This is a genomic window from Endozoicomonas sp. SESOKO3 (assembly GCF_024606255.1).
In genome coordinates this window covers 1-11,653 of the sequence record NZ_JAHHPR010000660.1, presented here as the reverse complement: position 1 = coordinate 11,653, position 11,653 = coordinate 1, and the positions used below count along the sequence as shown (strand labels likewise).

Below are 11,653 nucleotides of genomic sequence, written 5' to 3'. Positions count from 1 at the left end.
CCGTCAAACTGTTTGGATAGGTTCACCACCTTGACAATATCCTGGGCATTCGATTCTGATTTTGGATATTGGACAGGCAGTTCTACAACAGGTGCCGTTTCTTGAACGGTTTTCGGGGTTTCAACTGGCCCGGTGTGAATCTTTTCATTAAGCATGGCTTAGCCCTCTATCCTGAACTTTATTAAGTGTGATTTTGCTGACCTGTTCAATGGCGATACTGATAATCCAATACAGAGCGATAGCCACAATAAATGCGTTAAGCGGGATGAAGTAGGTTGATTGAATACTGTTAGCTGCCGCTGTGATCTCGCCGACAGTAATAATGCATAGAAAGGCAGTGTCTTTCAGGCAGATGATCAGCTGATTGGCAATGAGCGGCAAGGATCTCAACAACACATTGGGTATGATGATGCGGGTAAAGGTCTTGAACCTGGAGAAGCCACAAGCCTGGGCCGCTTCCATCTGGCCTGAGTCTAATCCCTTGCGAATGCCTCTGAAAATCTCACAAAAATAGGTGCCATGATAAAGGCTCAGGGAGATCAGGCCCGCGGTAAAGGCATCCATGCGGATACCGGCCTGGGGTAAACCATAGTACAACAGGTAAGCCAGAATCAGGAAGGGCAGGGTGCGCATCATGTTGATGACCAGAATCACGCTACCTTTAACACCTTTCGAGCCATTTTCGAGAGTGTAGAGCAGGGTCACACCCAGAATGAAACTTGCGATTGACCCGGCAAAAAATAGTGCAAAGGTATTACCAAAACCCGAGATAAAGATCTCTCTTTGCTGCCAGATTATTTCCCATTCAGTCATAACTACTCCTTATTGTCAGCCAGCCAGATAGTTAGCCTTTCTCTCGGCCATCTGTTGTAATTTGATCAGCACGCCTATGATGCACATGTAAAGAATGCCAGCGCAGAGGATAGGAAGGAGAGGTTCATAAGTGACTGCTGCGATTCGGTTGGTAACGCGAGTCAGGTCAACCACGCCAATGACGGCAATCGCCGGGCTGCCTTTGATCAGGAAAGACATCTCGTTGACCAGTGCGGGCAGGCTCATGACCACCATTTGAGGGAACATGATGCGTCTGAAGTAGGTCATTCGTCGCATACCCAGGGCTTCGGCAGCCTCTTTCTGTCCGCTAGAGAAGTTGAGGAATGCATTTCTCCAGATCTCGGCATTAAATGCCGAAGTATTCAGTGTTAAACACAGGATGGCCGAGAAGTGTTTATCGAGATTGATGCCAAACGATGGGAAAGAGAGGAAGATGAACAAGGCTAATGTGACCAGTGGTGTGGCTCTGGCCCAACTGACATAGACACCTAATATCTGATCGATAATCGGTAATTTTGCCATTCGAATGAGCGCTATCACGAGTCCGATAACCACTCCGAGTGCGATGGATACCATTGATATCCATGCAGTGGTCCATGCTCCCTGAAGCAATTGCATCCATCCGTAGTAATCCATATACACCTACCTGTCTGCAGTAGTATTAACGTTGTTTTTTAGGTAAGACCAGGCTCCCGGGAGTAGTCGTATTTGAGTCCTGGCCGTCACTGAACTATGACGAGTGGTTTATTGTACTGCAGTCAATTTTTGATACTGTTCAACGGAGACGATGGCGTTGGCTGGCAGTTCATCAAAGGATTCACCGAACCATTTCTCTTGCAATTCAGCCATGCGACCAGTCTCTTTCAGGTGTGCAAAGAAGTCGGTCAGGTAGGCCAGCAGTTCAGGACTGTCTTTCGGGACAGGCCAACTGACAAAGCCAGGGCCGGATACAGCTTCACCTTTCTTGAATACCCCGGGCTTGGTTTTTACCAGCTCATTTATATTCACGATACTGTTAATCACGTAATCGATGCGACCATTAGCCAGATCGGCGTAGGCTTCAGGGTAGGATTGATATTCAACCACTTTACCCAGTTTCTTGCCTTGTGCTTCAAGCATGGTTTTTAACTCAGGAAGTCTTTCCAACAGGGCACTGCCTGCCTGTAAGCCAACTCTTTTCCCATCCAGATCCGCGATGGTATTGATGCTGTCGTCTTTTGCGCGGGCAACGAAATAGTGCTGTGCGGAGGCGATGGGTGGAGTGAAATCGAATACTTTCAGACGAGCGTCAGTGATGATGGCACCCGTGAGGGCAAGGTCATACTGACCTGCCGAAACGGATGCCAGAAGGCCTGTCCAGGGCAGAATCTCTTGTTTTACTTTGAAGTCAGAGTAGTCGCGAAGTTCATCCAGAAGATCTTTATTGATTCCGGTCGGCTTGCCTTTATCGATAAAGTTGAACGGAGAATAGTTATCCTCTGTCGCTACCTTTATCCCCTTGCTGGCGAAAGATGGCGACTCATCGGCAACAATCACACTGGACATGCCTAAAGACATCGTTGCTGCGGCAACGGCTACCCATTTTCTAAGTTTTATTCCATGTCTCATAATTTGTTACTTGCTGTGATTTGTGAACGCCTTCACTTTAGAGATGAGAAAGATGAATGGGTTAGAGCCAATTTACCGGGCTGATTGGGACAGCTGGTAGAAAATAAAGTTAATACGACTAATTTAGTATATTGGCTTGCTTCTTGCTGGAGTCAATCGAATGCAATGAATAAAAATATCCAAAAGGTTTACTCCATGGGGATAAATTACAGCTGTTTCATTGAGTTTGATTCGAAGAGAAGTTTGCAGGAGCAGGTAAGAGAGTACCTGGTTAAGGCAATACTTGAAGGTGTCTTCTCTGCTGATGAGGCGCTACCTTCCTGCCGCAAGCTTTCAAGTCAATTGAAGGTCTCACGCAATACCGTGTCACTGGTCTATGAAGGCTTATCAGACGACGGTTATCTTATAAGTAAGCCAAGAAGTGGTTATTATCTGTCGGAAAAATACTCCTCCAGACTTGAAGAGGTGGAACAAGAGTTGAACCATTTTGAGGCAGATAACCCCGCTAATGCAGCAAACTGGAGCCGACGACTCAAGGTTTCTACTGACGCTTTCCCTCGTATAGTGAAACCCTCACACTGGAGCTGTTATCAATATCCTTTTATTTATGGGCAACCGAGCATTAATGATTTCCCTCTGGCGCAATGGCGGGAATCTACTCGTAAGGTGATTGCGGACCCGAAAGATCATAGTTGGCTGTGTGACAAAGTCGATAAGGATGTGGAGCTATTGGTAGAGCAGATCCGGACCCGGGTACTTCCTCAGCGAGGCATTCACGCCAAGAGCGATGAGATTCTAATTACGGTTGGCTCGCAGAACGCCCTGTATTTGCTGTCCAAGATGTTGATGGATAAACACACTCGAGTAGGGGTGGAAAACCCTGGTTATAAAGAAGCTAACAATATTTTTAGTTTGGCCCGGGCTCAGCTTCATCCGCACACCGTCGATCAGGACGGACTGGTGCTGAACGAACTGTCATCCATCTGTGATTATTTCTATGTTACACCGAGTCATCAGGCTCCAACGGGGGTGACTATGAGTAAACAACGCCGGTGTGACCTTTTACATTTAGCGCAAAAAAACGACGCCATCATTATTGAGGATGATTACGACTCAGACAGCAACTCTGAGTGGGACCCCTTACCTGCACTGAAAGCATTGGATAAGAACAACCGTGTTGTCTACGTCAGTAGTTTTTCCAAGACATTGGCACCCGGGCTTCGCCTCGGTTATATCGTTGCCCCGGAAGAGTTGATCTATGAGTTGCGCACACTGCGTCGCTTAATGTATCGCCACCCGCCCAGCCGGGTGCAAATGGAAATGGCGCACTTTATTTCACAGGGCTACTACGACAGCTTCCTGCGGCGCTTCAAAGACAACACCCGCCAACGCTGGCACGAGATTAATCAAGCGGTTGAGCACTATCTTCCGGATTGTAAGCGACTGGCCATGGGCAATTATTGCAATGCCTTGTGGTTAGAAACACCCAACCAAATAAGCAGTCAACGACTGGCGTCCAGAGCTTCTCAACGCGGGGTTCTGATAGAGACAGGATATTCACATTTTATGGGGCAGCAACAAGCCAACCCCGAAATCAATACTTTTTTCAGACTCGGCTTTCATGCCATTGATAAAGCGCTTATTACCCCAGGGGTTGAACAACTGGCAAGAGCTCTGGAGGGCTAACATTTTCGATCTTTGGAGGCACCAACGCCAGGACAACTGCCCTGGCGTCTTTATTACTAATGTTTAATCAAAATCCGAGAGTACCTGGCTAATAATGGCTACACCCTGAGCAATCTCATTGGGTTTAACAATAAGAGGTGGTGCTACGTGAATACGGTTGTTCACTATAAAAGAAAGAAGGCCCTTGTCGGTTAGTTTGGCTTTAAGGGAAGCCATTTTCTCATTACTTAAAGGCTCTCGTGTTGTTCTGTCCTCGACCAGCTCCAGGGCCCAGAACATGCCCTTGCCGCGAATGTCTCCTATGCTATTGTGCTTTTCCATCAGATCGATCAGTGCGGGTCCCAGAACCGTGTTTCCTACCTCATCGGCGTAGCGAACAATGCCTTCTTCTTCCATCGCATCCAGGGTTGCGACAATAGCAGACATTGCCAGTGGATGGCCCGAATAAGTGAGGCCGCCCATAAAGAAGTTGCTCTTGAAATACTCCGAGATCGGCTCGCTTACGACAACGCCGCCAGCAGGGACATAGCCTGAGTTAACCCCTTTAGCGAAGGTGACCAGATCCGGGATAACGTTAAAGTGCTCAAAGGCAAACCAACGGCCAGTGCGACCGAATCCAACCATTACTTCGTCGAAGATCAGCTGTATACCATGCTCGGTGGCCAGGTCTCTAACCCCTTTCAAGTAGCCTTCCGGTGGCAGCAGGAAACCGGCTGTGCCGGGGATTGTCTCCAGAAGAATAGCCGCAATGGAATCGGGTCCTTCACATTCAATCACTCGTTTAAGGTGCTGCAGGGCTCGTTTACACTCTTCTTCCTGAGTCTTTGCGTTGAACTCAGTGCGGTAGAAATAAGGGTTAAAAAAGTGCACATGCCCGCGGCTGTATTCATTAGGTACGCGGCGAAAGTCGCCTGTGGCAGCGATAGCTGAGCCGGTATTGCCGTGGTATGAGCGGTAGGCAGAGAGCACCTTGTCACGACCGGTAAATTGTCTTGCCATGCGAATCGCATTTTCATTGGCATCAGCGCCTGCATTGGTAAAAAACACCTTGTTAAAATTACCGGGTGCTTTATCCAGTATGCGTTTGGCTGCTTCACCCCGGGCAAGGTTAGCTGTTGCTGGCGCTATGGTCACCAGGGACTCAGCCTGTGCCTTGATGGCATCAATAACTTTTGGGTGTTGGTGGCCAATATTGGTGTTGACTAACTGGCTACTAAAATCCAGATACTGCTTCCCTTCGAAGTCCCACAGGTTACATCCTTGTGCACCGGCAATAGCTATTGGTGCTGCTGAATCTTGTACAGACCAGGAATGGAATACGTGTTTATCCAAGTCTATGACGTGCTGATTTGATACATTTGTTTCAAATACATCCATTTTCATTCTCCTGCGGAGTATTGAGCCTTCGTTTGTGTTTTGCCGCTATCTTGGCGAGAAACATGAAAGAGGATGTAGGGACAGTTTAAAAAAAGCCTTGTGTCAGGGTACGGGGTGGCGCTACTGACTCAGACAATCTGAAAAACTGGCTCTATAGGATAGGCTCCGGGCTCATTACATTGATGGCATCAACTCGCAGTACGTAATGGAATGGATAATGGGCTTAGCAACGGTATTTGTTTTTTTTGCCGGATTAGTAAGGGGCTACAGTGGCTTTGGCTTTGCCATTATTGCTGCCTTGTGTCTAAGCCTTGTGTATTCCCCATTTGATGCAATTGCGATTGCTCTGACACTTGATCTGCTCAGTAGTCTCTGTCTGTTATCAGGAATCAGGACGCAGGTTAATCGACGTCTGCTGACCATGCTCACATTGGGCATGTTAGGTGCAATACCTGTTTCGCTTTTGTTTATCTCCGCCATCTCGGCAGATGAACTAAAGATGATGATTGCAGGTTTCTCATTGATTGCCGGTGCTTTGATCCTGTTTGATCTGCGGTTGACATGGCTTAACCATCGCTACGCCTTGCTCGCCGGTGCAGTGTCAGGGTTTGGGATGACCACGGCTTCAGCGGGTGGCCCGCCACTGGTGTTGTATCTCTTAAACCTATCGTTAAAGGCAAATGAAATAAGAGCTACGGCGATACTGTTTTTTATCTTGAGTTCGGCGGTATCTCTGCTGGGATTGCTCTTCGTCGATGCTGTCTCGGCCCAGTCTATTCAGTTCAGCTTGCTTCTCTTTCCCGTTGCCATGCTGGGCAGTCTGTTGGGAAAAAAATTGTTCGATTTATACCCGGGTTCATCACCTAAAAACACGGTAGCGCCCATTTTGATGATGTTGGCACTGCTCACAATTATGATTTAACAAGGAAATCATTATGAAGAAAGTTGCATTTATTACCGGCGCAACCTCCGGTTTTGGTAAAGCTGCCGCACAAAAATTCGCAAAAGAGGGGTGGTCGCTGGTTTTATCGGGACGTCGTTTAGAAAGGCTTTTGGATCTCAGAGAGACTCTGGGTGTTCCAGTGCATGTGATGCAACTGGATGTGCGGGATTCAGAAGCCGTGATTAAAGCAGTAGAGTCCTTGCCAGAAGAATTTTCAGAGGTTACAGCCCTGGTTAACAATGCAGGTCTGGCACTGGCGCCTCAGGGCGCCCCCGAGGTTGATCTTGATGACTGGCACACCATGATAGATACCAACGTTACCGGTTTGGTCAATGTCACACACGCACTCTTGCCTGCCTTAATCAGGACCGGGGCCGGTGCTACCATCATCAATGTGGGCTCAATAGCAGGTCAATGGCCTTATCCGGGAAGCCATGTTTATGGTGCCAGTAAGGCATTTGTTAAGCAATTCAGCTACAACCTGAGGTGCGATCTGCAGGGGACGGGGGTACGTGTTACTGATCTATCGCCAGGCATTGCAGAGACGGAATTCACACTGGTGCGCACCAAAGGAAACCAGGAGGCATCAGATAACTTATACCGTGGCACCACACCTCTGAGCTCCGAAGATATTGCCGGGCAAATGTTTTATATTGCAACTTTGCCGGAGCACATCAACATTAACCGTGTTGAGGTGATGCCAACACGTCAGGCCTGGTCTCCATTTGCTATCGACCGCGATGAGTTCAGTCACCAGTGATACTCCTCTCTCCCTTAACCTGAAGACGGGTACTTTCGTTTGTTTGTTCTTGATCAATAACGTGAATGGGCATAATCTCCCCGGCTGCTGCTGTTAATCTGACCGGCGCGGGCAGCGGTGGCCAGGGAGCGCCCAGCTTCCAGGCGTAAGCGATGTTAGCCTGGTTGACCGACAGGTGGGTTGCCAGGATGTACTCGGCGTGTCCGTCCTGATGCAGATGAGTAACGCCCTGTTTTGGCAGTTTAAAAACCAGTTCGCCATTAGAGTCCATCATGGGAGGGTTCATTCCGGCACTCCTTGGATAGTGATAACAGGTTTTAAAGTGCTCGTTGGGTTGGAAGCCGCTCATAGTTATGCTGAAGTAACTCATATCTTCTGTGGCGTCCTTTTTATGATCGTTATTCAGTGATACCTGATAGGTGGACAGGGTCAGAATTTTAGCTCGGTATACCAGTTCAGGAAGCACAACATTAAAGGCTTCTTTAAGATCAAAACCACTGACTTCATGGGGAAATACCATTCTGTTTCTGCTGAACCAGACGTGGCATTGTTTTTGGATATCACTTAAAAGAGCCCGATTCACGCCTTTGACTCGTGAGATGGGGTCACAGATAACTGCTTCGATTTGGGTATTCAGTTGCTTGCGGGTACCTTTTAATTCGAGTATTTTGCATTTCCGGTCTATCGCAGGAGCAAGCCTGATACCTACGGAGTGAAGGTTTTTTAACGCTGCCTCTTTTTTGTAGGTGATGACGGGTAATTGCAATGTGTGTTCCTGAGTATCAGCATCCTCTGTATTGCCTGAACGATTCCAGGACGAAATTTCGATATACAAGAGTAAAGCTCCCACAAAAAGCACTGTACCGGAAATAAATACGGAGCGGTCACAATCACGATGGCGGTGATAACGGTCATAATGGGCTTCTGACGACGTGGGAGTCACGAGTGTGGTGGCAAGCACTGCCACCATGAAAAGCCTCACATAAGTGGCGTATCGGACAGGATATGTCATGCTGATCAATCCTCTGTGTTTATTCCCTGGGGTAATTATGCGCCTGCCCCGGGATAGGCAAACTTCTTTTTCATGATTACTCTGGAAGGAATAAAAATAGCTGATTGGCCGGAAAGTGTTGGTATATGGAAGGTTTTTTTGGCGCAAGTCCAGCGGGCATAATGTCTTCCCACGGTGCCTTACTTCAACAGCTTTTCCTGATAATATAAGCCGCTTGCAATGTTATATAAGAAGTCAGGAATGTCTCCGCAGGAACTGAAATCAACGGTCTCACTGTCTTTGGTGTTTGTATTCAGGATGTTTGGCCTCTTTATGGTACTGCCTGTTCTGGTCCTTTATTCCGAAGACCTGCAAGGGGCCACCCCGGCTCTGGCCGGTTTTGCTATCGGTGCTTATGGATTAACCCAGGCAGCACTGCAAATCCCCTTTGGCTGGATGTCAGACCGGTTCGGGCGCAAGCCGGTGATTATAGCCGGTATGATGATCTTTATGCTGGGTAGTCTCGTCGCCGCTCAGGCGGACTCTATTTACGGAGTCATTTTTGGCCGGATTCTTCAAGGTTCTGGTGCGGTATCCGGAGCCGTCACGGCACTTCTGGCCGATTTGACCCGCGAGCAATACCGTACCCGGGCCATGGCGGTATTTGGTATCAGTATCGGATTCTCATTCTGCATCGCGATGCTATTAGGCCCTCTATTCGCCAGCTGGTGGGGGCTGGAGGGGTTGTTTGGCAGTAATGCTGTGATGGCGGGCTTAAGCATTCTAATTCTATTGTTTATGGTACCAACTCCAGTGGTGACCCGTACTGATCTGAACACCAAAGTCAGTATAAAAGACGTAGGCAATGTCGTAGGCAATCCGGAAATGCTCAGGTTGATGGCCGGTATCTTTACCCTGCATTTCACCCTGATGGCCCTGTTCGTGTTTTTGCCTCAAATGTTGGAAGATATCCTGGGGATGGCCCGGGAAAAACACGGTTGGATATACGTAGTGGCACTCTCGGTCTCCTTTGTCATGATCGTACCGGTGATTATTTTCAGTGAAGCCAAACGTCGCCTGAAACAGTGCTTTGTAGGTGCGGTCACTGTGTTGCTGGCAGCCATTGCCGGCATGTGGCGTGTCGAAAGTGTACTGCTGGGAATATTCCTGTTTTTTGCGGCATTTAATTTTCTGGAAGCTACACTACCTTCTCTGGTCAGTAAATTGTCGTCCGCAGGCACTCGGGGAACCTCTATGGGCGTATACTCAACCAGCCAGTTTCTGGGGGCGGCCCTGGGCGGCAGTCTTGGTGGGTTGGCGTTTCAGTACTGGGGTGCGACTGGTGTCATGATGGTTTGTGCAATCCCTACTGCACTCTGGTGGTTATTGTCTGTTACCATGAAACAACCTCGTTATGTCAGCAGTATGGTGATGGCCCTCGACTCGTCCATGAGCCTGGATGCCCGTGCCATTGGCAGGGAGCTGGCCATTATTCCCGGGGTTGAGGAAGTGACCGTCCTGGATAGTGAGAGAACCGCCTATCTGAAGGTGGACAGAAAAATAGTGGATATGGCCGCGCTGCGCCAATACGGTGAGTGTTGACATAAATGAATGAGAAAGCTACAACCAGAAACCTGTTTTTATTCCTGTTGGGAGTGAAAACGGTTTATGTTAAAAATTACTGGAGAAACTGATGGCACGTGGTGTTAATAAGGTCATTCTGATCGGCAACCTGGGCAATGATCCGGATGTCCGTTTTACCCCAAATGGCAGCGCTGTAGCTAACCTGAGCGTGGCGACCAGTGAGTCCTGGAAAGATCGTAACACCGGCCAGCCTCAGGAAAAAACCGAATGGCACAGGGTGGTCATTTTCGGAAAGCTGGCTGAAATTGCTCAGCAATACCTGCGCAAGGGTTCCAAGGTTTACATCGAAGGTAAGCTGCAAACCCGTAAGTGGCAGGACCAGTCCGGTCAGGATAAGTACACGACAGAGGTTGTTGTTGATGGCTTCAGTGGCCAGCTCCAAATGCTGGATAGCCGCCAGGACGGAATGGGGATGCCTGCCAGTGGTGGTGAGTTTCAGCCAAGGGCTACACAACAGCCAGCCTCTCAGCAGCCCGCACCGCAGCAATACAGTGCACCCCAACAGCCGATGCAACAGCAAGCGCCCGCAGCGGCACCACAGCAACAACATCAACCTCTACAACATCAGCCTCAACAGCGTCCTGCTCAACAGCAGCAGCCTCAGCAACAGCCTCAGGCTGCAACGGCTGGTGGCTTTGACGACTTTGATGATGATATTCCGTTCTAAGCAGGAACCGGGTATTGCAAAAGGCCGCTGAAATCAGCGGCCTTTTGATTATCTGGGGAAGAAATCGCCGATTTCTTAAAGACTTTGTCCATTTCTCTCATTGTTTATTCTCTTCCAGCAGTGGACAATATTAATCGAATAGAACAATGTCGGGTGTCATCTCAGATGGATCGAGCCAGCCTGCGCAAGCAGTTACGTAACAATCGTCAATCCCTGTCGGCTGAACAGCAGCTTGCTGCTGCAAGGAAACTATCCTCTGTCGTATGTAGCAGTGAGGTTTTTCGACACAGTCAGCATATCGCGCTGTATCTGGCTAATGATGGTGAAATTGATCCCGGATTTATTGCCCGGACGATCTGGGAGCAAGATAAATTCTGCTATCTTCCGGTTCTGGATCAGGAAGACCCTGACAAGATGTATTTCCAGCTCTACAGACCTAATACCCGAATGGTAGAGAACCGTTACGGAATTGCTGAACCGGAACTGGATCTTGAGAAAACCGTTAAGGCGGAAGCTCTGGATCTGGTACTCATGCCACTCACTGGTTTTGATGAAGAGGGCAATCGCCTCGGTATGGGAGCGGGTTATTACGACCGGACTTTTGCATTTCTGGGAAAACGCAGTAAACCGATACTGATAGGGTTAGCACATGAGTGTCAGAAAGTCAGTGCAATTCCTGTGGCAGACTGGGATATTCCCATGAAAGGTGTGGCAACAGAAAAACAGTTATACGGTGAAAAAAGTCAGTAAGCCAGTCCCTGGCTTACACTGTCAGCTTGTCAGATCAGGATCGAAGTCGCTGCTGTTGTTAATACAGCGATTGTAAACACCGCTAATAAAAGGCTGATTGCATCGGGTTTTGAGCCAACCATTTTCTTCAGAGCTCCACATTGTATTAATTATTATTGCAGTAGTCTCATGATCTAAAGCAGTCAGTCATGGGTTTACCATCACAAACTGCTCTTCTTGAGCTATAGCTATCGTTGCTTTTTTGTTAAACGTTGGAGAATTTCGCACAAAGAAGGGTTAACTGCAAGATGTTAAAAGTCAGTGGTCGTTTCTAGCAGCCTGTCGGACTTAAGGCTGTCCTACTGCGGTTGCAATAAATTGGTCTAAAAATTCCTGCTTCTTCGTCAAATAGCT

11 protein-coding genes are annotated in these 11,653 nt (G+C 48.3%); 6 read left to right on the top strand and 5 right to left on the bottom strand.

The annotated features are described in order from the left end of the window. Positions 1-147: 147 nt before the first annotated feature. From KDK18_RS11605 to KDK18_RS11595, 3 genes are all read right to left on the bottom strand, one after another. Positions 148-813, bottom strand: a complete 666-nt coding sequence (locus KDK18_RS11605) for an amino acid ABC transporter permease (protein ID WP_257255066.1) — start codon at positions 811-813, stop codon at positions 148-150. A 15-nt stretch (positions 814-828) separates the two neighbouring features. Next, positions 829-1,470, bottom strand: a complete 642-nt coding sequence (locus tag KDK18_RS11600; protein ID WP_257255065.1) for an amino acid ABC transporter permease — start codon at positions 1,468-1,470, stop codon at positions 829-831. A gap of 108 nt (positions 1,471-1,578) precedes the next feature. Further along, on the bottom strand, positions 1,579-2,442 hold the full coding sequence (locus KDK18_RS11595; RefSeq protein ID WP_257255064.1) for a transporter substrate-binding domain-containing protein: 864 nt from the start codon (positions 2,440-2,442) through the stop codon (positions 1,579-1,581). Between the two features lie 165 nt (positions 2,443-2,607). On the opposite strand from KDK18_RS11595, the gene KDK18_RS11590 reads away from it, so the two are divergent. Next, positions 2,608-4,128, top strand: coding sequence for a PLP-dependent aminotransferase family protein (locus KDK18_RS11590; protein WP_257255063.1), 1,521 nt, complete (start codon positions 2,608-2,610; stop codon positions 4,126-4,128). Positions 4,129-4,191: 63 nt separating this feature from the next. Here KDK18_RS11590 and KDK18_RS11585 read toward each other — a convergent pair whose 3' ends face one another. Next, a complete protein-coding gene (locus KDK18_RS11585; RefSeq protein WP_257255062.1) occupies positions 4,192-5,505 on the bottom strand; it encodes an aspartate aminotransferase family protein in 1,314 nt (437 codons plus the stop codon). A gap of 217 nt (positions 5,506-5,722) precedes the next feature. Between KDK18_RS11585 and KDK18_RS11580 the strand changes: the two genes are divergently transcribed. Further along, positions 5,723-6,427, top strand: coding sequence for a TSUP family transporter (locus KDK18_RS11580; RefSeq protein ID WP_257255061.1), 705 nt, complete (start codon positions 5,723-5,725; stop codon positions 6,425-6,427). Positions 6,428-6,440: 13 nt separating this feature from the next. Continuing rightward, complete coding sequence (locus KDK18_RS11575; protein ID WP_257255060.1) at positions 6,441-7,208, top strand: SDR family NAD(P)-dependent oxidoreductase; 768 nt, start codon at positions 6,441-6,443, stop codon at positions 7,206-7,208. On the opposite strand, the gene KDK18_RS11570 is transcribed toward KDK18_RS11575, so the two are convergent. Next, entirely contained in the window at positions 7,195-8,220 is a 1,026-nt protein-coding gene (locus tag KDK18_RS11570) for a hypothetical protein (protein WP_257255059.1), read from the bottom strand. The two genes, KDK18_RS11575 and KDK18_RS11570, sit on opposite strands and share 14 nt — an antisense overlap. Positions 8,221-8,460: 240 nt before the next feature. Between KDK18_RS11570 and KDK18_RS11565 the strand changes: the two genes are divergently transcribed. The 3 genes from KDK18_RS11565 (at position 8,461) to KDK18_RS11555 (ending at position 11,260) form a co-directional block, all read left to right on the top strand. Next, complete coding sequence (locus KDK18_RS11565) at positions 8,461-9,801, top strand: MFS transporter (protein WP_257255058.1); 1,341 nt, start codon at positions 8,461-8,463, stop codon at positions 9,799-9,801. A gap of 91 nt (positions 9,802-9,892) precedes the next feature. After that, a complete protein-coding gene (ssb, locus tag KDK18_RS11560; protein ID WP_306670750.1) occupies positions 9,893-10,510 on the top strand; it encodes a single-stranded DNA-binding protein in 618 nt (205 codons plus the stop codon). A gap of 165 nt (positions 10,511-10,675) precedes the next feature. Continuing rightward, positions 10,676-11,260 carry a 5-formyltetrahydrofolate cyclo-ligase gene (locus KDK18_RS11555; RefSeq protein ID WP_257255057.1) on the top strand — a complete coding sequence of 195 codons (585 nt, stop codon included), beginning with the start codon at positions 10,676-10,678 and terminating at the stop codon, positions 11,258-11,260. Positions 11,261-11,653 lie beyond the last annotated feature (393 nt).